Below are 22,382 nucleotides of genomic sequence, written 5' to 3'. Positions count from 1 at the left end.
GTGAGGGCTCACGCCGCGGCCTCGGCGGGGGTGTGGCGCAGGTCGTGCAGCACGCGCAGGCAGCGGCGAGTGAGCAGGAGAGCTGCGGCTCCCTCGGTGAACGCGTAGCCGAGGGCCGCGCCGATCGGGCCCCACGCGATGCCGAGACCGATCATGAGGGGGATCCCTGCGGCCGTGGCGATCAGCGTGGCACGCATGACCGCGGATGCCTGCCCGGCGGGGAAAAGCACGAGGCGGGCGACGGCGGTGCGGACGGAGAAGAAGAAGAACACGAGGCCCATGACGAACAGGATGTCGAAGGGGGCGGGAGCGGCGGGCAGGTACGTCTGGGTCAGCCAGGGGCCGACGAGCGCCAGGCCCGCCCACCCCAGCAGCCCGGCCACCGCCGACAGGCCGATCGACATGCTCATGCGACGCCCGCGGTGGTGCCCGTGCGCCTCACCCACCCAGGCCTGCAGCGCGTTGGCGAGCGTCATCGGGATGAACTGCCCGAGCTTGAGCATCTTATCGGCCGTCGCGTACCCGGCCGCAGCGGACGGGATCGCGGTGACGTTGACCACCGGGGCCGGAACGCTCGAGTATCCGCTCAGGCCCGCGTCGTTCAACGCGACGGCGAGGTTCGCCCGGAGGAGGCGAGGCAGGTCGCGCACGCGGGGCCAGGATCCCGGATGCCGCCGCAGCAGTCGCACCGTGAAGATCGAGGTGCCGACGAGGGTGACCACGATGCCCGCGAGCGGGTAGAGGACCACGACCCCGGTGGTCAGGACCAGACCGGCCGCCGCGAGGTTCGCCAAAAGGCGGGGCGCTGCGTCGAAGATCACGATCGTGCGCGGGTCGCCGACGCCCGCGCAGAACCAGGTGAACGACAGGGCGATCAGAGCGCCCTGCATGCCCATCAGGATGGTGAGCCATTCCGAACCGGGCGACGCGACGAACCAGCAGATGACGGCGAGCGCGGGGAGGGCGATCACCGAGATCGACAGGCGCACGGCGATCGATTCCCGATACAGGCGGGCCCGCTCGTCGTCGTCGCCGGCGATCGAGATGAGGGCCGGTCCGACGGTGGCCCATCCCCAGCCGATCGCGATGGCCGCGAAGGTGCCGATGGACTCGCCCGCGATCGCGCTCGCCCACCCGGATGGACCGGCGATGGCGGTCACGGCCGGAAGGGCGATCAGCGGTGAGAGGGCCGCGATCGCGGGAATGAGCAGGAAGCCGAGCAGGCGCCGCTTCATGGAGGGCGCGGCGGTCATCGTCGCGCTCCCGCGGCGACGGAGTCGAGCACTCCCGCGGTCGCCTCGGCGGCGGCATCCCACGTGAACCGCGACGCCCACCGCTGCGCGTCCGCGCGCGCGACGTCATCGACGGGAGCCCGCAGCGCCACCGTGATCGCGGCGCCGAAGGTGTCGGCATCCCGTGCATCGGCGTAGCGAGCAGCGTCGCCACCGACCTCCCGCAGGACGGGGACATCGTGGGCGAGGACGGGAACGCGCCGGCGCAGTGCATCGACGACGGGGAGGCCGAAGCCCTCGGCGAGGGAGGGGCAGACGTAGAGGGCGGCGGCCTGGTAGAGCGCCTCGAGCTGCTCGTCGCTGACCCAGCCGGGCAGGATCACGTCGCGCTCCAGGCCCAGCCGGGCGACGTCGTCGGCGAGCGGGTCGGGCAGCGTGCTGCCGGCGATGACGGTCACGGGTCGTTCGGCGGGCGCTATGGTCGCGAGGGCGCGGAGCAGCCCCGGGAAGTTCTTGTGCGGCATGCGGTTGCCGACGCTGAACAGGACCGGGCGATCCGCGGGAAGGGCCAGAGCCGACAGGATGCCGCCCGGTGCGGCGACCGGAGCCGGCTCCGAGCTGCCGTTGTGCACGACCGCGATCCGCGAGGCCGGAACGCCGAGGAAGCGCCCGATGCTGTCGGCGGCGGCGTGCGAGACCGTCACGACCCGGTCGGCCGTCTGCGCCGAGCGGCGCATGAGAAGAGAGGTCGCGCTCCGCTGCGCCCGCTGGGCGAGACCGCCGGGCACCTCGTCGTAGATCGCGTCGTGCACGGTGACGACCCGGGGGACACCGCGGAAGACGGGACCGAAATTCGCCGGCGCCCACACGAGATCGGCGCGCCCCCGCCGAGCGAGCAGATCGGTCGCGGCGACCGCGCCCAGAGCCCACGTCGCCGGGTCGGAACCCACCCACGACACCGTCTGCACGTGGCCGGGGAAGAACGCCGACACGCGGTCGGTGCCGTCGCGCCCGGTGAGCGCGGCGAAGCGCGTGTCGGGCAGAAAAGCGGCGATGCGGGGGAGCAGCTCGCGGACGTAGGTCTCGGTGCCCCCGCGCGAGCCGGTGAATCCCAGGAGATCGACGAGGATGCGGCGGTCGGCCATCAGCTCTCGATGACGGCTTCGGGGCGCTGCTCGCGCCGGGGCGTGGTCAGCACGCCCGAGAAGAAACTCATCATCGCGGTCTGGAAGCCGAGGATGATCAGCAGCGCGCTGGGTACGGCGATGCGCACGGCCTGGGCCGCGTTCTGCGCGCCGAAGTCGAGATTGCCCCAGAGTGCTACCTGCACGATGCCGATGACGATGCCGAGGAAGAACAGGCCCACACCGATCAGCAGACCGCGCTCGGCCGACCACTTCGCCACAATCCGCCGGTATCTCTCGCTCGTGGGGAGGAACCCCTCCTGCGTGGCATAGAGCTTGGTCAACCAGAAGAACAGCAGGGACTGGAACCCGATCACGCACAGCGCGCTCGCGTAGACCATGGTCGTCACGTCGAAGCCCACGTCGCCGATGCGGACACCACCGAACGACAGCACGCCGACCGCGATGGCGCCGAAGAAGAAGGCCACCAATCCCGGGTAGACGAAGAGCCAGCGGGGAGCGAACAGCAGGAGGAAGCGGAGGTGGCGCCACCCGTCGTGCCAGCTGCGCAGGTGCGGCGGACGCGAGCGCCCGTCCTTCTTCAGAGTTGTTGGCACCTCTTCGATGCGGAAGCGGGCCAGCGAGGCGCGCACCACCATCTCGGAGGCGAACTCCATTCCCGTGGTCTGCAGGTCGAGCTCGCGAATGCGGGCGCGGTTGAAGCCGCGCAGGCCGCAGTGGAAGTCGCGGATGCCGGGCTTGAAGAACAGCTCGCCAATGAATGACAGGACGGGGTTACCGAGGTACTTGTGCAGCGGGGGCATGGCACCCGGCTCGATTCCGCCGCGGAACCGGTTGCCCATGACGAGGTCGGCGCCCGCGCGCAGGCGCTCGACGAAGGGCTCGAGGTTCTCGAAGTCGTAGCTGTCGTCGGCGTCGGCCATGATGATGTACCGACCGCGGGCCGTCTCGATGCCGTTGATGAGCGCGGCGCCGTAGCCACGGCGCGGGGCGTGCGAGACCCGCGCACCGAGACCCTCGGCGAGGGCCTGCGAGCCGTCGGTGCTCCCGTTGTCGGAGATGAGGATCTCTCCCTGGATGCCGCTGCGCTCGAGGAAGCCCTGCGCTTTGCGGATGCAGACCTCCAGCGTCTCCACCTCGTTGAGGCAGGGCATGAGGATCGTCAACTCGAGGTCGGACGGTGCGGGAGTGGTCACGGGCTGTCTTCTTTCGTCTTCACCGTGGCGGGGCTCGGCAGCGGCAGTGCCGAGAGGATGCCTTCCACGGTGCGGCGGATGGTTCGGGTGCCGACGGCGGTGTCGTACCAGGCGCGCGAAGAGCGGCGCAGGTCGTCACCTCCGTCGGCGACGTCCCGGATGGCCCGGGCGAGGTCGGCGGGTCGAGTGGTGGGCGAGACGACGCCGTTGACGCCGTCTTCGATAAGTTCGGTAGCCGCGTTGCCCTCGTCGGCGACGAGGACGACGGGGGTGCCGTGCGCGTTCGCCTCGACGACGACGAGACCGTACCCCTCGCGGCGCGAGGGATTCGCGAGGGCCAGGGCGCCGTGCATGAGGCGGTCCAGCTCGGCCTCGGACACGAAGCCGGGGAAGTCGGTCCACGACTCCCCGCCCACGCGGCGGACTTCGGCCCGGACGGCTTCGGAGCTGGGGCCGGTGCCGAGGATCACGAGGCGCAGGTCGGGAATGTGCTCGCGGGCCGCGGCGATCGCGGCGGGGAGGACGTCCACGCGCTTGTCGGGGATGTGGCGACCGGCGTAGAGGACGTAGGGCGGAGTAGCGGCCGGCGATGGGACCCCCACCTCGACGGCGCCGTCGATCAGTCCGGGACTGACCAGAGGGGCGCGACGCAGCCCCTCACGTCTCAGACGGGTGGCCGAGAGCTGCGAATGGCAGGTCGCCAGCGGTGTGATCGCTATGGCCACGCGCTGGAGGGCCCAGGCGATCGTCCCGGTGACGAGACCCGAATACTCGATCCACTGACGTCGATGCCACACTTCGAGGTAGTCCACGACGAGGCGCGTGCCCGAACCGAGCAGGGCCAGTCGGGCGGCGAACACGTTGAAGATCGGGAGACCGCTCACGATGACGGCCGCGTAGCGACGGCGGCGACGCGCCAGCGCACCGAACAGTCGTGCCGCGTAGCGAAGCGCAGCGGGGATTCGCCGCACTCCGTCGGACGAGTAGAGCGAAAGGCGACCGGTGACCGGCACGATGCGGAAACGGTCCTCGCGCGGAGCGGCCCCGTCCCACTGCACGGCGGTCAGGTAGTCGACGTCGAGGCCCGTGCGGCCCAGCTCGTCGGCGAAGGCACGGTACTGTCGCTCGCCGCCGCCCGTGGAGTACGGGAACAGGCAGTCGTAGGCGACCGCCACGGTCGAGGCGCGCGACACGTCAGCACCCCTCGATGCGGAACAGCCGCGCGGCGGGGCCCTGGGAGTCCACGAGCACGAGGTGCGTGCCGGGAGTGAGGTCCTGGATGCCGCTGTAGGCCGCGGCGCCCGCGGGATCGATGACGTCCTGCGTGCCGAAGTCGAGCACGTAGTCGACGCCGAGCTGGTCGACGGTGCGGCACACGGCCGGGTCGGAGTCGATGTCGCGAAGATGCGCGTTGAGGAAGAGCACCTCGGGGGAGGGGTTTCCGAAGACGTGCTTCTGGGTCACCTGGCGGTCTGCGAAGGCGAGCGCGAGGGAGGTACCCGTCCGGGGGCTCCCGGCGATGAGCGCGTCGGGGGGCGTCTCGTCGTCGAGGCGGTCGAGCAGGGCCTCTTCGTCGGACGACAGGATCAGGGAGCTGTCGGTGTAGGCGTACGCCTCGTGCACCTGGCTGAGCGCGATGCGGACGTTCGGGCCGACGGCCACCGAGAACACGGAGGCGACACCGACAGCGACGGCGCCGACGTGGAGCCATCCCGGCACGCGTCGACCGCGAACCCCCGCTCGGACGAGATCGACGATCGCGAGAGCGCCGAGGGTAGCGACGGGGATGGCCACCAGCGGCAGGAGCGCGGCGAGCCGGTTCGAGTCGTTGTACCAGGGGTTGGTGAGCAGCTGACGCAGGGGACTGTCGATGCGCAGGCCCGAGGCCACAGCGAAAAGCGTCACCGCGACGGCGAAGGGAGCCAGCACCGTCAGCAGGCGCGGGCGACGGGCGACGGCGACGAAACCGGCGATGAGCAGCAGGGATGCGACCACGGTCGGGGTGAACCCGCGGGGCGCGGCGAACAGGCCCTCGCCGAGCGACTGCGACAGCTGCTGCCACGGGGCCCAGCCCGAGTGCTCGGCCCCCGTGCGGAAGACCGCGACGGTGCCCGCCATCGCCACGGCGAAAGCGACGACCGAGATAAACAGCCCGAGAAGAGCTCCGCGGGTGCGTTCGGTGATCGCGCGCACCGCGAAGGTGGTGACCACGACGGCGGCGGCGAAGAACAACAGACTCAGGAACGCGTTGGGGTGGCCGAGGAAGGTCCCGCCGGCCAGCAGGGCGACGAGGAGAGCCGAGCGCACCAGGGCGGGCGTGCCGCGCTCTGGCAGCATCGTCACGATGACCGCGAGGGCCGCGGGGAGCATCGCGTAACCGACGAGGTTGGGGTACAGCACGCCCCAGTTGAAGAACAGGGCGGGGAAAGCCCCGAACCCCGTCGACAGCGCGGCGGAGACGACATAGGCGGTGCGCCGCTGAGCGAAGAATGCTCCGGCGAGAGCCATGACCGAGGCGGGCCAGAGGATCGACACGATCGCCAGGTTCGACCCGTTCACCGCGACGGGGACGCTCGCGCCCGTCAACTCGGCGCCGAGGGTGGTGAGGGCGTGCCAGGCGTTTGGATAGAAGCCGATGTCGGAGGTTGACCCGATTTGGAACGGCGAAGCGCTGCCGTTTCGCAGGCCGAGAGCGATCGCGTTCAGGTGGACGATGTTGTCGAAGCGCTGCGCGATGTTGCCGGGAGCGCCGAAGGCTCGAGCGAACATGACGGCGCTGACGAGCGCCGTCGCCACCAGCGACAGCAGCGCGACCAGGCCGGTCCGGCGTGCGGCGGGAGCGGCATCGACCCCGGCGAAGCGGCGGAGGACGAGCGCGATGCCGACGACCAGGAGCGTGACCAGGGCGAGGGGGATCAGGTTCCACCGCAGACCCACGAGGGGAGCGACGGATGCCGCGGCGGCGGCGATCGTGACCGAGATGGCCGGGGCGAGGAGCAGGCGCTGAGGGCTCCGCCAGCCCCAGCCTGCGACGACCACGGCCGCGCCGGGGATGATCAGGACCGCAGCGACCGCGACGTACGCCGGAATCGCGCTGATCCAGTCACCCATGCAATTCCGTCTCCGTCTGCGGCCGTTTCGACACGCCATCGTATCGGACGGTCTCTGCGGGGCCGCTGAGCGCGGCCGCGGGGGCTCGGATGCGCCCCGGGTAGTATCGAGCGGACGTCTCCCGCGGGGTCGTGCCCCATCTCTCGACACGAAAGACGCTGCTTTCATGGACCTCCTCATCGTCGGTTCCGGCTTCTTCGGCCTCACCATCGCCGAGCGTGCCGCCGCCGCGGGCCGCAAGGTCACGGTCATCGACCGCCGTCACCACATCGGCGGCAACGCCTACTCGGCGGACGAACCCGAGACGGGTATCGAGGTGCACCAGTACGGTGCTCACCTCTTCCACACCTCCAACCCGACGGTGTGGGAGTACGTCAACCGCTTCACGCAGTTCACGAACTACGTGCACCGCGTGTACACGACCCACAAGAACGTGGTCTTCCCCCTGCCGATCAACCTCGGCACCATCAACCAGTTCTTCCAAGCCGCATACACGCCCGACCAGGCACGCGCGCTCGTGCACGAGCTCGCCGGGGAGTTCGATGCGAAGGATGCCGCGAACCTCGAGGAACGCGGGATCGCCCTGATCGGTCGGCCCCTGTACGAGGCGTTCATCCGCGACTACACCGCGAAGCAGTGGCAGACCGATCCGAAGGACCTGCCCGCCGAGGTCATCTCGCGCCTGCCCGTTCGCTACACCTACGACAACCGCTACTTCAACGACACGTGGGAGGGTCTGCCCGTCGACGGCTACACCGCGTGGCTGGAGCGCATGGCGGATCACCCGAACATCGACGTGAAGCTCTCGACCGATTACTTCGACGAGTCGCAGCCGCTGAACAAGAAGGCGACCGTCGGGCAGGTGCCCGTGGTCTACACCGGACCGGTGGACCGCTACTTCGACTACGCCGAGGGTGAGCTGTCGTGGCGCACGCTCGACTTCGAGCAGGAGGTCCTGCCGATCGGCGACTTCCAGGGCACCAGCGTGATGAACTACGCCGACGCCGACGTGCCGTACACCCGCATCCACGAGTTCAAGCACTTCCACCCCGAGCGCGCCGATCGATACCCGACCGACAAGACGGTCGTCGTGCGCGAGTACTCGCGCTTCGCGACGCGCGCGGACGAGCCGTACTACCCGGTCAACACCGCCGACGATCGCGCCGGCCTGCTCGCTTACCGCGAGCTGACCAAGGGGGAGCGGGACGTGCACTTCGGCGGTCGCCTCGGCACCTACCAGTACCTCGACATGCACATGGCCATCGGTTCCGCCCTCTCGATGTGGAACAACCAGCTCGCGTGACGTCGTCGTGCATCTGACCCTCGGGTCGCCCACCCGTCCCGTGCCCCTCCAGCGGCCGGCGGAGGGGCGTTGGGCGTACCGTCGCGACATCGACGGTCTGCGCGCCGTCGCGATCCTCCTGGTGGTGTCGTACCACGTCTGGTTCGGGCGGGTCTCGGGCGGCGTCGACGTCTTCTTGATGCTGTCGGCGTTCTTCCTCACCCGCGGTTTCGTTCGTCGGATGGCGGGCCCGGCTCCGGTCCGTCCGATCCGACACCTGCTCGGTGTGTTCCGCCGCCTGCTCCCGGCGGCTGCCGTGACCCTGGTCGGCATCCTGGCCGTGGTGTGGGCGGTGTATCCCGAGGCGATGCGGCGTTCGGTCGCCGAGCAGGCGTGGGCTTCGCTGGGGTACGTGCAGAACTGGCTGCTGGCATCCGAGTCGGTGGACTACTACGCCCGCACCGACGTCCCGAGCCCGCTCCAGCATTTCTGGTCGATGTCGGTGCAGGGGCAGGCCTTCGTGCTGTGGGTGCTCCTGCTCTGGGGCTGCCAGATCGTGGTCCGACGTCGCGGATGGTCGCCCGACCGTGTGGTCGGTGTGGTCTTCGGCGCGGTGTTCGTGATCTCTTTCGTCTACTCCGTCGTCCGCACCGCCTCGGCTCAGCAGCTGGCGTACTTCGACACGGGGGCGCGGCTGTGGGAGTTCGCCGCGGGGTCGTTGCTGGTCGTCGCCCTGCCCCACGTGCGTCTCGGGAGGGTGGCGCGCACGCTCGTGGGATGGGCCGGGCTGGCCGGCCTGCTCGTCCTCGGCGCCGTGCTCGACGTCCAAGGCGGGTTCCCCGGGTTCCTCGCGCTGTGGCCCGTGCTGTGCGCGGCGGCGGTCGTCGTGTCGGGCTCGGGCGAGACCGGCCGGTTCTCCCTCGCCGCGCTGCTTTCTTCGCGACCACTGCAGGCGATCGGTCGCGACGCGTACGCGCTGTACCTGGTCCACTGGCCGATCCTGGTCACCTTCCTCATCGTCAACGGCCGCACCGAGGTGGGCCTGGTCGGCGGGGCGGGGATCATCGCGCTCTCGCTGCTGCTCGCTCGTCTTCTGACGTGGGCCGTCGACCGTCCTGTTCGCGCCTGGCGACGCGGCGACAGCTCCCCGCTGGTGCCGGTCGCGGTTCTCGCGGTCGCTGTCGCGATCGTCGCCGTTCCGGTCGGCACCTGGCAGACCGCGACGTGGGTGCAGGAGCGGGCGATCGAGGCGAGGGCGCTACAGGCCAACCCCGGAGCTGCAGTCCTGCGCGATCCTTCGCTGGCCAAGCCTCCCGCCGATGCCCCGCTGCTTCCCCTGCCGTCCCTCATCGACGACGAGTGGGTCCATCTGGACCGCGAGTGCTCGGCGGAGTGGGCGAATGACATCGAGGAGTTGCGGGGGACCTGCTCCGAGACCTCCGGCACTCCTCGGGCTCGTCACACGGTCGCCGTGATCGGGGACTCGCACGCTCAACAGATCACGGCCGCCCTGCTTCCGGTGGCCGAGGCGAACGGATGGGGCGTGGTCTTCCTCGTCAAGGGTGGATGCTCGATGGGGCTCGACGAGCCGGGAATGGACGAGCGGTGCGACGGGTGGCGCGAGGCGGCAATCGAGCTCGTCGAACGGGTGCGGCCCGATGCGGCGCTGACCGTGGTGACCCGGTCTGATGCCGGCGAGGACGACGAGCGTTTGCGTCCGGGCATCGAACGCTTCCTGGACCGGATGGACGGCGCAGGGGTGCCGGTGTTGGGGGTGCGGGATAACCCGCGCTTCGCGTTCAACATGTACGACTGCGTCGTCGCATCGGAAGACCCGCTCGACTGCGCCGTTCCGCGGTCGGCGTCGCTCGCCGACCGGAACCCCGCCGACGATCTCGACCGCGCCGATTTTCACCTCCTCGACCTCACGCCGTGGATCTGCCCCGATGACCTGTGCGTCGGCGAGATCGGGAATGTCGCCGTGTACCGGGACGACAACCACCTGAGCCGCCTCTACGCACGCACGTTGAGTCCGTCGCTGGCCGAGCAGCTCCCGGGCACGATCGGCTGAGCGGGGCGCGCAAGAGCGTGCCCCGCGTCGAGCCGCGCGATCGGTTCAGCTGACTGGCTGCGACTGCTCCAGCGGCGGCATGGGCTTCCACGACGCGTCGCGCAGGATGCGCCGGCCGTCGCGGAGTCCGCGGAAGAGGTGGCTCGTGCCGGTGATCTTGCGCTCGACGACGGCGAGGCGGATGAGTTCCTTGACGAAGGTGAGCGTCGTGCCGAGGGTGAAGGGCAGCGCGCGGTAGACGCCGAGCGCGCGGTAGTACTTCTGCAGGTAGGCGCGGTTGCGCATGATGTAGTACCGGTACGCGTCGCTCGAGGCGTTCATGTGCCGGATACCCATGTCCCACTGCTTGATCTCGCGCGTGCGACGCAGCACGAACTCGTTCACGATGACCGAGGGCGTCTGACGTGAGGCCAACCACCCGTAGAGCTGGTCGTCCCAGTAGATGAAAAAGCGCGGATCGGGCAGGCCGATCTTGGCCACGATGTCGCGGTGGATGAACATGCCCTCGAAGCAGCCCGAGTTCATCGGCTTGAAGCCGGAGTCGTCGAAATCCGCCGGAGCGAAGGGGATGGGAATCGCCAGCGACTCGGCCACCCGGTACTGCCAGTAGAACTCGCTGCCGTCGTAGTCGTACCGACGGCCCTGGATGCTGCGGAAACGCGGCGTCCAGTGGCCCATGCGTGCGAGCCCGTCGGTGACCACCTCGACGTCGTCGTCCATGAGCCAAATCCACTCGGACCCGAGTTCGTAGGCGACGCGCATGCCCTCGCTGAAGCCCCCGGAACCACCGGTGTTCGTCTCGAGGCGGCGGTAGACCAGCTCGGTGGGCAGGCGGTCGCGGAACGACTCGACCACCGCGGTCGTGTCGTCGGTCGAGGCGTTGTCGATCACGACGAGGTGACCGGGCGCCGGGTCCATGCGCTCGATGCTCTCCAGCAATCGCGTCAGCAGGTGCGTGCGGTTGTAGGTGACCACGACGATGGTCGCGGTCTTCGCGTCGAACGGGGCCGTGGTCACGAACGCTCCTCGAAGGTCGCGCGCCAATTCGCCTCAGAGACGAGGTCGGGTAGGGCGCGGCGGTACTGACGGGACAGGCGGGGCCATTCGCGCTGGAGGCGGCGGTGCAGCTTCCAGCTGTCGATGAGCATGCGGCGGAACATTGCGCGGTCGCGCGTGTAGATGTTCTTGCCCGACCCGTCGGCGGCGCTGACCAGCGCGCTGTCGTAGAGCGGGACACGCCACCAGTTCGCATCGCCCTTGCCGAACTCGACCTCGGGCTGCGCGACGTTCTCGGGCTGGGGGGTGTGGAACCAGTGCGACACCAGCGTGCGCAGCGTAAAGGTGCGCAGCGACAAGCCGGTCGGACTGTCGAACTCGTGCTTTTTCAGGCGCTTGAAGACCTGGCGTCCCCGACGCGAGCGCAGGGGGACGCCGGAGTCCTTGTGTACAACGGTCTCGGCGTGCTTCTTCGCCACCAGTCGGGCCTCGGGCATCGCGGTGGCGAGGTTCGCGCGCATGTGATCGGGGCCGGAGAGCACGTCACGGAGCGCGCGGTGACGCAATTCAACCGGGTAGTACTGCATCATCATGAGGTGCTTGAGGTCGACGCGACGGCTGTGCCGGATTAGCGTTCCGCCCAGCGGCGATCGCGAGTGCAAGAGGGCGGCGACGATGCGGTTGCGCGCGTGGAAATACGCCTGCCAGTCGATCGAGTCGTCCTTACCCAGCCACGACACGTGCCAGAGCGCGACGCCGGGCATGGAGACCGTGGGGTAGCCGGCATCGCGAGCCCGGACGCAGAACTCCGCGTCGTCCCACTTGATGAAGGCGGGGAGCGACAGGCCGATCTCGCCCAGGATGCTGGTGGGGATGAGGCACATCCACCAGCCGTTGTAATCGGCGTCGAGCCGCATGTGCAGCAGGGGGCTCTGGCGAAGATTGGCGACGCTGAAGTCGTGGGGGAGGCGCTCCTGGTACAGCGCGCGCCACATGAAGGGGGCGTCGTCGACGACCTCGGCCCAGGCGTGCAGCTTGGGGCGGTCGAGCAGGTCGAACATGTGGGCGCCGACAATCGTGGGCACCGAGGCGTACCGTCCGAACACCACGGAGCGGCGGATCGACTCCGGCTCGATGCGCACGTCGTCGTCGAGCAGCTGCACGAAGTCGCTCCCCTCGCGGGCGAGGGTCTCGACCATGGCGCGGGCGAAGCCGCCGGATCCGCCGAGGTTGGGCTGCCGCAGCACCTGGAGAGTGTCGCCCAGACGCTCAGCCACCTCCGGGTAGGCGTCCTGCGCCTCGACCAGGTCGGTGCCCTGGTCGATGATGAACACCCGGTCGACGACGTCGAGGACGTCGGGGGCGTCGGCGAGGGCCTTCAGCGTCTCGACGCAGTAATCGGGCTTGTTGTAGGTCGTGACGCCGATGCTCGCCTTGCCGCCGCGGACCGGCTCTTGCTCGGTGGTCCATTCGGCGCCCTCGAACATGGCGTCCGCGTGGTCGGCGGCGACATCGAACCAGATCCAGCCGCCGTCGCTGTACTGATCGAGGACGAGGTCGAACGAGGTGGCGACGGCGTCGCCGCGCACCTCACGGGTCTCGATGCGCTGCTTCGTGCCGCCGCCGTTCGAGCGGTAGACGAGCACCGTGGCATCCCCCGAGGTGTGCACGGTGAGGCGGACCTGGCGCACGGCCGTCCAGTGCTGCCAGTACGAGGCGGGGAAGGCGTTGAAGTACGTGCCGAACGACACGCGTCGACCCGCGACGATGCGGGCGCGGTGGCGATCGAGGATGTTGCTGAGCTGGGCGACGTTGGTGACCCGCACCGGCTCCTCGTCGATGGTCGACCAGGTCTCGGGGTCGACGTACAACGGGAGGAGGTCGGGGTCGCGGTCGAGCGGCAGCACGGCGTTCTGCAGGGTGTACGTCACGAAGAGATCTTTCGGTCGAGGAGCCGCGGCCGCGGACGGCCAGCCGCAAGTCTACCGGGCGCTCTCCGCGCCACCCTGAGCGTCCGACGCTCGGCGGTCAGGGCGCGGGGCGCTGCAGTTCGCCGCGTTCGATCGAGATGCTCTGTTCGCTCGGGCCGACCCCCACGAGCGGCGTCTGCTTGATCTTCGCGCCAAACAGGACCACGAACATCCAGCCCCACAGCAGCAGGGGGCCCGAATCGGTCAGTCCTTGCACGACGAGGAGGGCGCCCACGAGCGTCGGCAGGAGCGTGAGCGGAGAGTGCGGGCGATCGGCTCGTAGGTCCCACCGGGGGCGATCGACGGCGAAGAACCACGACCTCCACAGGTAGGCCAGGTACACGAGCGCCAGCAGCGCCACGCCCACCCCGCCGAGTTGCAGGTACGCGTCGAGCCACATGCCGTGCGCCTGGGCGACGATCTGCCCCTGATCGACGATCCAGCCGTCGATGAGCGGCTCCGTCGTGATCCACGGCGTCGAGAACCCCCAGCCGATGAACGGATGCTGGTCGGCCCGGGTGAGCACGTCGGCCCAGATGCCCTCGCGACCGGTGAGGTCGGCGCCGCGGCCCAGCATCTCGAAGATCGTGTCGCGCCCGAACCACAGCGCCGCCGCGCCGCCGAGCCCGATCGCGGCGTAGAGCAGGTACCACCGCGTGCGCTCGCCGGGGCGCTTGGCCGTCCGCATGACCAGCACGGTGCCCAGCACGAGCGCGACGAAGGCCGCGGCGATGACGGCCGTGATCGACGCGGCGCGGACGAACAGGAATCCGGCCACCGCGATCCACACGATGAGCAGGGCCCGCCGAGGCGCACCCACCGCCAGCCGCACGCCGAAGACGATGATGGCGACGAGCATGACGGCTGCCAACAGGTCGGCATCGCCGTAGATCCCCTGTATCCGGCCGCCCGTGAGGAGGGCGCCGTCGGACCAGGGGGCGACCGGATCCGCGCCTGCGGTCGGCGCGGCGAATCCCGGGAGCAGCGGTCCCCGGACGATCAGGGCGACCGCGATCTCGAAGAGGAGCGAGAGTCCGACCACCCACTTCGCGGCGGACGCGATCGCCCGCACGACGTCTCTCCAGGTGAGGACGGCGCCGACGAACAGTCCCTGGAAGGTCGTGATCCACAGCAGGAGGAGAGTCAGGACGGATGCCGCGGGCCACGCGCTCCACGCGAGCGACGCGGTCGCCCAGACGAGGTAGCCGGCGGCGATCCACGGCAGTCGCCGGACGGCGAGGGGCGGGCGGACCACGAGCCACACGATCGCCGATACGACGGCGCTGGCCGCCACGATCACGGCGGTCACGGCCGGTCCGACGGTATGCACGAGGCCGACACCGCCCAGGGCGAGAACGAGCAGGAGGACGCACCAGGCCCGGAGCAGCAGGTGCCCGGTCGTCTCGCGCGCCGGTGCCGTCGGCAGCGCCGACACCGGGTGACTCGTGTGCATCGCCATGGTCTGTTCAGGGTAGCGGTCGTCATCCGTCGCCGTCGGGTGCGCGCATTATGCTGACGCCGTGCTGATCGCCATCTCGAACACCCCCCGCGACTACGCCTGGGGGAGCCCGACCCTCATCGCCGACCTGGAGGGGCGCGAGCCCACCGGGGCCCCCGAAGCCGAGGTGTGGTTCGGCGACCACCCGGGATCGCCGGCCGAGGTGCACGACGGCTCCGCGCGCACGCTCGACGCGTGGCTGCCGGCCGTCGCGGCCGAGCAGGGTGTTCCCGCGAAGCTGCCGTACCTGTTGAAGCTGCTCGCCGCCGGAGCTCCCCTTTCGATCCAGGTGCACCCCTCGAAGGAGCAGGCCGTCGAGGGCTTCGCCCGCGAGGAGCGTGCCGGGGTTCCCCGCGATGCGGGGGAGCGCAATTACAAGGACGACAATCACAAGCCCGAGGTGATCGTCGCGCTGAGCGACACCTTCACCGCCCTCGCGGGGCTCCGCGACCTGGAGCGCACGCGTGCCCTCGTCTCGGCCCTGGGCGACGCTCCCGCCGTCGAGACCCTGCGGGCCCACCTGGCCGGCGACGACCCGCTGCGCTCCGCGATCGGTTGGCTGCTCGGCGAGGCCGAGCGCGCCGAGATCGAAGAGATCGTGGATGCCGCGGCCTCGGCCGAGGCGCCGGAGTTCCGCGCCGAGCTGGCCCTGACGCGGTCGCTGCACGCGGCGTACCCCGCCGACCCGGGCATCGTGGTGGCCCTGCTGATGAACCTCGTCGAGCTGCGCCGCGGGGAGGCGATCTTCGTCCCCGCCGGCGTCCTGCACGCCTACGTCGCCGGTCTCGGCGTCGAGATCATGGCGGCGAGCGACAACGTGCTGCGCGGGGGCCTGACACCCAAGCACATCGACGTGTCCGAACTGCTCGCCCTGGTCGACTTCCGGCCGGCCGAGCCCCCGTTCCTGCGCCCGGTCGCGACGGGGGAGAACGCCGAGGTCTTCGCGCCCGGGATCGCCGACTTCGCGCTCGGTCGCTTCGGGGTGGGCGCTGTGGGCAGCCTGGAGCTCCGCGGTGTCGCGATCGCCCTCGGCGTGACGGGCGAGACCGTGCTCACGGGCGCCTCGGGGCGGAGCATCACCGTGCTCCCGGGTCAGGCCGCCCTCGTCACGCCCGACGAGTCCCCTCTCGCCGCAGACGGTGGCGGCGAGGTCTTCGTCGCCATGCCCGGTGCGTGAGAGCCGCGACACGCCGGGGACGCGGCTAAAGGTTCACCTCGCCCTTGAGGGTTTACGATCCGCGACTTGACTCAGCGGAATGACACGGGTGTAATTATGACTGCGCGGAACCGCGTCATGGGGGCTTGAACGAGGCGGAGGACGATATGGCGACGTCGCAGTACCGGTCCGGTGTCCCGGAGAATTGGTTCGTCGATCCGGTCGATCTCGGTGTACCAGGCGTTCGCCGCGACATCGACTCCACCGAAGAGAACACGCTCGCCTGGCAGACCGACGCGCTCTGCTCGCAGACCGACCCCGAGGCGTTCTTCCCCGAGAAGGGCGGCTCGACGCGAGATGCCAAGCGCATCTGCACGTCGTGCGACGTCAAGTCCGAGTGCCTCGAGTACGCGCTGCAGAACGACGAGCGCTTCGGCATCTGGGGCGGCCTCAGCGAGCGCGAGCGCCGCAAGCTCAAGCGTCGCGCCTGATCCGCGTCATCCGTCCGCTCGAGCGATCCTCGCGCCGACGGCGCGGCGTCCGTGATCAGGGGAGCACGCGCTTAGGCTGATCCGCGTCATGCCCGCCCGTGTTCACGCCATCCTCGTCGTGCGTCCCGAAGGACGCACTCCTGCAGCGAACCATCTGGAGCGCACCCTCTCGGCCCTCGCCGCCCAGACCCGCCCCGTCGACGCCCTCACGATCGTGCTGTGCGGCTCCGACCCCGCTCTGACGCGTCTCGCCGCCTCCTCCGGCGCGGAGGGAGTGATCACGGCCCCGGCCGGCACCTCATTCGCCGCCGCCACGGCCCTGGCCACCCCGCGCCTCACCGGCGATGCGGTCTGGCTGCTCGCGCAGGACACCGCGCCCGACCCCGACGCCCTGGTGCGCCTGGCCGGCGCCCTCGAACTCTCGCCCCCGCTGGTCGTCGCGGCCCCCAAGCTCGTGGCGTGGGACGACCGCGACGCGATCCTCTCGCTGGGCGTGAGCATGAACCGCTACGGCGGCACCGTCGAGCTCGCGGCCGGCGAACTCGACCAGGGACAGCGCGACGGCGATGCCGACGTGCTCGGCGCCGACGTCCGCGGCCTGCTCGTCCGCCGCGACGCTTGGACCGCCCTCGGCGGTCTCGACCCCGCGCTGGGCGGCGCCGACGAGGGGCTCGATCTGGGCGTGCGCGCACGTCTCGCGGGCCACCTCGTCTCGCTCGTGCCCGCCGCCCGTGTCGCCGTCGCCGGCGACGGGGTCGCGGCGATGGCCCGCGGTCGCCGCCGCGCGCGGCGCCGCGCCTTTGCGACACGGACCGCGCAACTCCACCGCCGCCTGGTCTACGCGCCCGCTGCGGCGGTGGCGCTGCACTGGCTGTCGTTGCTGCCGCTCGCCCTGTGGCGCACGATCCTGCACCTGGTCTCGAAGGTCCCGTACCGCGTCCTTCCCGAGTGGGGGGCGACGCTGCTCGTCATGGCCCGACCGGCGGCCATCGCCCGGGCCCGTCGTCGCATCCGCTCCTCGCGGGTGGTCGGATGGTCACGGCTCGCGCCGCTCCGGGTCTCCCGCTCGGAGATGCGGCTGCGCTGGGAGAGCGACGTCGCCGACCCCGACGCCCCCGTGCGCTCGGAACTGCGCTTCTTCGTCGGCGGGGGAGCATGGGCTGTGCTCGGCGCCCTCGCGGTCTCGGCGGCCCTTTTCGCCCCGTTGCTGGCGTGGCCCGTGCTCGGCGGGGGAGCCCTCGCCCCGCTGCGCCAGAACGTCGCCCAGCTGTGGCAGGACGCCGCCTGGGGAGCGCGCCCCCTCGGCCTGGATGTCATCGGCCCGGCGGACCCGTTCTCGGCTCTCGTCGCCCTGATCGGCACGCTGTCGCCCGGTGACCCCTCACGCGCGTTCGTCGTGCTCTGGGTGCTCGCCCTTCCGCTCGCGGTGCTGGGCGGGTGGTTCGCCGCGACCCGCGTGACCGAGTCGTCGATGCTGCGCATCGTCGCCGGTGTCGCCTGGGCACTCGCCCCCACCTTCCTCGCCGCCCTCACCGAGGGGCGCCCGGCCGGTGTGCTCGTCCACCTGCTCCTGCCGTGGCTCTTCTACGCCGCCTGCGTGGCGCATCGCTCGTGGGCGCCCGCGGGGGCGGCATCCCTCCTGCTCGTCGCCGTCCTCGCGTGCGCGCCCTCGCTCGCGCCGGCGGTCGTGGTCCTGTGGTCGGCGGCGCTCGTCGTCGTCGCGCTCGTGGCCGGCCGCGGTGTCGCCCGCGTCGTGTGGCTCCTGATCCCCTCGGCCGTCGTCTTCGCCCCGCTCGTGTGGACCCAGGTGCGCGCCGGCAACCCCTGGGGCCTGCTCGCCGACCCCGGCATCGTCTACGCGGGAGCCGAGGCCTCGGCCACGCCGCTCGGCCGCGCGCTGTTGGCAGCCGGGTTCCCCACGTCCGACCCGGGCGGGTGGGCCAGCCTGACGGAGGGACCGGTCTGGTGGGTGGGCCTGCTCGTGGCCCCTCTCGCGGTCCTCGCCGTGCTCGCCGTGCTCACGCCGCGGTGGATCACGGCATCCGCCCTCATCGTCATCGCCGTCGCGGGCCTGGCTACCGCCTTCGCCGCGGTGGGGATCGCCGTGTCGTTCGACCACTCCGAGCCCGTGCCGATCTGGCCGGGAGCGGGACTGAGCCTCGCGTGGATCGGTCTCGTCGGCGGGGCCGTGGTGGCGCTCGACGCCGGCATCCCCGCGCGCGTCCGCGTGCTCCGCCCCGTCGGCGCGCTGCTCGCCCTCGCCGCTCTCGCCGTCTCGGTCGCCCCGGCCCTGACCGCGCAGACCGCAGGCCCCGGCACCGACCGCTCCGTCCTCACGAACGGTCCCGTCTCGACCCTCCCGGCGTTCGTCGCCGCCGAGGGCCGCGGGTCGCTCGACATCGGCACGATCGTCCTCGACCCGCGCTCCGACGGCCTGCGCGTACAGGTGGTGTGGGGCGGGAGCGCCACCCTCTCGGGACAGAGCACCGTCGAAGCCACGCGCACCACGGCCGACGATCAGGACGTCGAGCTCGCGGCCCTCGCCGCCGACCTCGTGACTCCCTCCGCCGACGACGTCGTGTCGCGGCTCGCCGCACGCGGGATCTCGTTCGTGCTGCTCGAGTCGGCCCCCGCCGGCGAGGACGATGTGATCCGCGGCACGCGACTGGGCGCGGCCACCTCGCTCGACCAGCGCGACCTGCTCGACCCCGTGGGTGCGACCACACGCGGTGACCTGTGGCGGGTGAACGCGGCGATCACGCCGCGTCCCGCGCTCGACGACCGCCGTCTGGGCCTCCAGCGACTCGTCGCCGTCGGTTCGCTCGGTGTCGTTCTCGTCGCCCTCCTGCTCGCGGTGCCCACCGCGGCCTCGCGCCGGGTCGCCCGCCGGACGCCGCGCATCGTCGGCCCGAACCCGGGAGGATCCCGATGAGCGAGCGTCGTCTCGTCCGTGTCGCCGCCACGAGCGCCCGCGTCGTCGCGGGAGCCGCGGTGGCGACGGCCGCCGTCATCGGCACGGTCGTCGGCATCGCCGCGCCCTGGCCGCAGTACTCCGCGACCCCCGTGCGCGTGCAGGCCACGCCGGCCCCCGGCGATACGCTCCTGGCGTGCGACGGTCCGTTGCTGGCCCTCGGGCGAAGCGCCGACTCCGCGAGCTCGCTGAGCTCGGCGGCCGGCCAGCAGGTGGTCAGCGGTCCCGTCGACTCCGACGCCTCCTCGACCGCGCTGACGGGGGCGACCTCCGACGCCTCGGGCGACGCCGAATCCCTGCGCGCAGCCCCCCGTGACGGCGTTCCGTCCCCGCTCGCCGCCGCCGGGTCCGCCACGGCCGCCGCGAGCGACCTCGTCGGTTTCGCGGCATCCGTCTGCCGCCCGCCCCTGGCGGAATCCTGGCTCGTCGGGGGCGCGACCACGACGGGCGCCAACGATCTGGTCGTCCTCGCCAATCCCGGAGCTGTTCCCGCGACCGTCCAGCTGTCGGTCTACGGTGCCAAGGGAGTGTCGGATCCTCCCAGCGGTCAGAACCTCGTGGTCCCCGCGGGCGGTCGCCGTGTCGTGCCCCTTGCGGGTCTGCTGCTCGGAGAAGAGAGCCCGGTCGTGCGCGTCGTGTCGTCGGGTGCCCCGGTGCACGCGTCGCTGCAGGCGCAGCTGACGCGTCTGCTGCTGCCGGGCGGGGTGGATCAGGTGGCGCCTCTCGCACAGGCCGACACGCGACTGGTCATGCCGGGCGTGCAGGTCCTGGCCGCGGACGCCAGCCAGGCGGGCACGGTGCTGCGCCTGCTGTCTCCCGGATCCGACGCTTCAGCGACCGTGACGCTCGTGCCGAACGACCCCTCGGTCAGCGCTCCCGCCCCCACCGACATCCCTCTCACGGCGGGGCTGCCCACCTCGGTGAACCTGTCGGGCGCCGCTGCCGGCGCGTACACGGTCGAGGTGTCGGCCACCGCGCCGATAGTCGGGGCGACGTGGTCGACCACCGGTTTCGGCGAGGGCTCCGATTTCGCCTGGTACGTCCCCGCGCCCGCCATCTCGACGCCCAGCGCGATCGCGGTCGCTTCGGGTGTGGGCGCGAACCTGGTGATCGCCGGCGGCGACACCGACGCCACCGTCACCCTCACCCCCGCGGATGGCGGCGCCGCGGTCACCACGGCCGTCGCCGCCGGCGCCAGTGTCGCCGTGCCGGTCGCCGCAGGCGTCTATCGTCTCGAGACGGGGGCGCCCGTGCGCGTGGCCATGACGTACGCGGGCGCCGGAGCGCTGGCGTCGTACCCCCTGTGGCCGGCGGATGCCGCGGCCTCGGCGCTCACGATCCTGCCGTAGCGCTGCGCCGCACTGGGAGGTCGGAAGACGCGCGGGTCAGAAGAAGCGGAAGCGTTCGGGGCCGAGGTCCCACGGGTCGCGGTCGAGGTACTCGGCGGCCGCCCGGAAGACCGCGCCCTCGATCATCATCCGCCGGTGCAGGTCATCGTCGTGATGGGGGTGACCGAGGCGTTCGATCGGCACGCGGTAGAGGATGATGCGCTTCTGTTCGCGCAGGACGGTCCAGCGCGGGATGCCGTCGGCCGCGGCGGGAGGCATGATCCCGATCTCGAACGAGACCTCGCGCAGGTCGGTCCAGGCCGAGCGGAGGAACTCGGCCGCGGCGCCGACCGCGATGTCGAATCTCTCGACGCGCGTGTCGATCGGGGGCAACGGCGGGCGTACGACCGGGCTGCGATTCTCACGGCCGTGACGACCGTGCCGCGAGGGGCGGGCCACGGGTCGCGCTTCGCGGGATCGGCGACGCATCATGGGCCCATCCTACGTTCGGGGGCCCGGCTCGGTCGTGCCGTGTCCCCCCTCGTCGACGCCGGAGCGATCGGCGGGCCGGGGTCCCGGCATCCGGACCGGGGTCGTCCGGGGCGGCCTCGGCGCGTCGCGTGCGCGACGGGGGAAGCCGTCGAGAGGCCGATGCCGCGGGTGTGTCGGGTCGAGGGCCCGCCGATCTGCCCCACCCCCGGTCTGGATGCTGCCGCCCGGGCGCCGGCATGCGCTTCGAGCGGCGCGGCGCCGCGGCGGTGTCGGAGGGGTTGACTAGGCTGACCCGCGATGCGCGACAGACTCTGCTCGAAGGTGGGATGCGCCCGCGAGGCGATGAGCACCCTCACCTACGACTACGGCGACCAGATGGCGGCTCTCGGCCCCCTCGGTCCCGCGGGGGACCCGCACGCGCACGATCTGTGCGCGATTCACGCCGACCGGCTGTCGGTGCCCAAGGGCTGGGTCGTCGTTCGTCACGAGACGCTGCGCACCTGATCCCCTGAGCGCTCTCGGGCGTGAGCGTCCCTCAGGCGCCCGACGTCGGGAATCGCCGCTCGCGGGGTGCCCGAAGCGACGATCCTCGGCGACTCACGTTCTCTCGGTCAGGGCCGCCGCCCGTTCGTTCTCGAGCAGCAGCGCGCGGTACTCGCGGTCCCGGCGCACCGCGGAGACCGCCCGCACGAGCCCCTCCGGGTCGGACGGGGGCAGCGGTGAGACGAAGGGACGCACGGCCTCGGCGAGCGAGGCGGCGACGCGCACCCGGGCGGCCGGCTCGAGCGCGTCGGCTCCGCGGACGAACTGCGCGACGCGCGCGGCCAGTCGATCGGGTAGGCGCGACACGTCGGCGATCGCCGCCCAGGATTCCCACCCCGGGGGCAGGCCCGGGGCCGGAGGAGGAAGTCGACGCGTGCGCGTGCGCTCGCTCGCGGTCCCGGCGAGCAGATCGCCCAGACGCTGAGCGCGCGGGGTGAACATGCCGACGACCGCCGCGATCGCGCCGAGCGTGAACCACACCTCGAGCACCCCGGTGAGCGAGCGGATCAGGGCCTGGCGGAAGCCCGCGGCCCCGCCGTCGGTACGGACGATGCGCGCTCCCACGGCGAGGCGGCCGAGGCTCCGGCCGCGCGAGAGGGTCTCGACGGTGGTGGGGATCGCGACCGTCACGAGCACCAGCAGCGAGATGACGCCGATCCGGACGGCGGACTCGGGCAGGGTGCCCGCCGCGACCATCGACACTAGCAGCAGTGCGCCGCCGATGAGCAGCACGACCCCGACGAGGAAGTCGATGACGGCGCCGACCGCGCGCAAGAAGAAGCCGACGGGCTGGACGTCGAGGGCGACGGCCTCTCCGGTCAGCGTCTCATCGGCGCTCGTGTGGACGAGGGCGACCGCGGGAGCGGGGGTCGACGACGAAGCCATGCGTACAGTTGACCA

At 71.3% G+C, this 22,382-nt stretch carries 17 protein-coding genes; 7 read left to right on the top strand and 10 right to left on the bottom strand.

Annotated elements, in window-relative coordinates; genetic code table 11:
- Positions 1 to 8: 8 nt before the first annotated feature.
- Genes QBE02_RS06545 through QBE02_RS06525 form a run of 5 tightly spaced genes read right to left on the bottom strand, consistent with a single transcriptional unit; the run spans position 9 to position 6,684 of the window.
- On the bottom strand, positions 9 to 1,253 hold the full coding sequence (locus tag QBE02_RS06545) for a lipopolysaccharide biosynthesis protein (protein WP_279367597.1): 1,245 nt from the start codon (positions 1,251 to 1,253) through the stop codon (positions 9 to 11).
- The gene (locus QBE02_RS06540; RefSeq protein WP_279367596.1) at positions 1,250 to 2,377 is read right to left on the bottom strand and encodes a glycosyltransferase family 4 protein; all 1,128 of its coding nucleotides are present in this window, start codon (positions 2,375 to 2,377) and stop codon (positions 1,250 to 1,252) included. The genes QBE02_RS06545 and QBE02_RS06540 overlap by 4 nt, the downstream gene beginning before the upstream one ends.
- Positions 2,377 to 3,573: a glycosyltransferase family 2 protein gene (locus tag QBE02_RS06535; protein ID WP_279367595.1), complete on the bottom strand. Its 1,197-nt coding sequence runs from the start codon at positions 3,571 to 3,573 to the stop codon at positions 2,377 to 2,379. The genes QBE02_RS06540 and QBE02_RS06535 overlap by 1 nt, the downstream gene beginning before the upstream one ends.
- Positions 3,570 to 4,766 (bottom strand): glycosyltransferase family 4 protein, encoded by a 1,197-nt coding sequence (locus QBE02_RS06530; RefSeq protein WP_279367594.1) that lies wholly within the window; start codon positions 4,764 to 4,766, stop codon positions 3,570 to 3,572. The genes QBE02_RS06535 and QBE02_RS06530 overlap by 4 nt, the downstream gene beginning before the upstream one ends.
- 1 nt (position 4,767) lies before the next feature.
- A complete protein-coding gene (locus QBE02_RS06525) occupies positions 4,768 to 6,684 on the bottom strand; it encodes a DUF6541 family protein (protein ID WP_279367593.1) in 1,917 nt (638 codons plus the stop codon).
- Between the two features lie 166 nt (positions 6,685 to 6,850).
- Between QBE02_RS06525 and glf the strand changes: the two genes are divergently transcribed.
- Together glf and QBE02_RS06515 are read left to right on the top strand one after the other, a co-directional pair.
- A complete protein-coding gene (gene glf / locus QBE02_RS06520; protein WP_267786378.1) occupies positions 6,851 to 7,987 on the top strand; it encodes a UDP-galactopyranose mutase in 1,137 nt (378 codons plus the stop codon).
- Between the two features lie 7 nt (positions 7,988 to 7,994).
- The gene (locus QBE02_RS06515; protein WP_279367592.1) at positions 7,995 to 10,037 is read left to right on the top strand and encodes an acyltransferase family protein; all 2,043 of its coding nucleotides are present in this window, start codon (positions 7,995 to 7,997) and stop codon (positions 10,035 to 10,037) included.
- A gap of 45 nt (positions 10,038 to 10,082) precedes the next feature.
- On the opposite strand, the gene QBE02_RS06510 is transcribed toward QBE02_RS06515, so the two are convergent.
- From QBE02_RS06510 to QBE02_RS06500, 3 genes are all read right to left on the bottom strand, one after another.
- Positions 10,083 to 11,054 (bottom strand): glycosyltransferase family 2 protein, encoded by a 972-nt coding sequence (locus QBE02_RS06510; RefSeq protein ID WP_279367591.1) that lies wholly within the window; start codon positions 11,052 to 11,054, stop codon positions 10,083 to 10,085.
- Positions 11,051 to 12,964, bottom strand: coding sequence for a glycosyltransferase (locus tag QBE02_RS06505; RefSeq protein WP_279367590.1), 1,914 nt, complete (start codon positions 12,962 to 12,964; stop codon positions 11,051 to 11,053). Before QBE02_RS06505 ends, QBE02_RS06510 begins: the two co-directional genes overlap by 4 nt.
- A 97-nt stretch (positions 12,965 to 13,061) precedes the next feature.
- Entirely contained in the window at positions 13,062 to 14,462 is a 1,401-nt protein-coding gene (locus QBE02_RS06500) for an O-antigen ligase family protein (protein WP_279367588.1), read from the bottom strand.
- 61 nt (positions 14,463 to 14,523) lie between these two features.
- Here QBE02_RS06500 and manA point away from each other — a divergent pair, with 61 nt between their 5' ends.
- From manA to QBE02_RS06480, 4 genes are all read left to right on the top strand, one after another.
- Positions 14,524 to 15,678 (top strand): mannose-6-phosphate isomerase, class I, encoded by a 1,155-nt coding sequence (manA, locus tag QBE02_RS06495; RefSeq protein WP_279367587.1) that lies wholly within the window; start codon positions 14,524 to 14,526, stop codon positions 15,676 to 15,678.
- A gap of 146 nt (positions 15,679 to 15,824) precedes the next feature.
- The gene (locus QBE02_RS06490; protein WP_074694106.1) at positions 15,825 to 16,148 is read left to right on the top strand and encodes a WhiB family transcriptional regulator; all 324 of its coding nucleotides are present in this window, start codon (positions 15,825 to 15,827) and stop codon (positions 16,146 to 16,148) included.
- An 88-nt stretch (positions 16,149 to 16,236) separates the two neighbouring features.
- Positions 16,237 to 19,080, top strand: coding sequence for a glycosyltransferase (locus tag QBE02_RS06485; protein ID WP_279367586.1), 2,844 nt, complete (start codon positions 16,237 to 16,239; stop codon positions 19,078 to 19,080).
- Positions 19,077 to 20,468, top strand: coding sequence for a DUF5719 family protein (locus tag QBE02_RS06480; protein ID WP_279367585.1), 1,392 nt, complete (start codon positions 19,077 to 19,079; stop codon positions 20,466 to 20,468). Before QBE02_RS06485 ends, QBE02_RS06480 begins: the two co-directional genes overlap by 4 nt.
- Before the next feature lie 36 nt (positions 20,469 to 20,504).
- On the opposite strand, the gene QBE02_RS06475 is transcribed toward QBE02_RS06480, so the two are convergent.
- A complete protein-coding gene (locus tag QBE02_RS06475; RefSeq protein WP_431844593.1) occupies positions 20,505 to 20,936 on the bottom strand; it encodes a hypothetical protein in 432 nt (143 codons plus the stop codon).
- A gap of 300 nt (positions 20,937 to 21,236) precedes the next feature.
- Between QBE02_RS06475 and QBE02_RS06470 the strand changes: the two genes are divergently transcribed.
- Entirely contained in the window at positions 21,237 to 21,443 is a 207-nt protein-coding gene (locus QBE02_RS06470; protein WP_103206488.1) for a DUF3499 family protein, read from the top strand.
- A gap of 93 nt (positions 21,444 to 21,536) precedes the next feature.
- On the opposite strand, the gene QBE02_RS06465 is transcribed toward QBE02_RS06470, so the two are convergent.
- The gene (locus QBE02_RS06465; RefSeq protein WP_279367584.1) at positions 21,537 to 22,367 is read right to left on the bottom strand and encodes an RDD family protein; all 831 of its coding nucleotides are present in this window, start codon (positions 22,365 to 22,367) and stop codon (positions 21,537 to 21,539) included.
- Positions 22,368 to 22,382: the final 15 nt, after the last annotated feature.

This window comes from Microbacterium testaceum (genome assembly GCF_029761935.1).
Lineage (GTDB): Bacteria > Actinomycetota > Actinomycetes > Actinomycetales > Microbacteriaceae > Microbacterium > Microbacterium testaceum_A.
The sequence above is the reverse complement of the archived record's forward strand: the minus strand, read 5'-3'. Positions and strand labels throughout refer to the sequence as shown.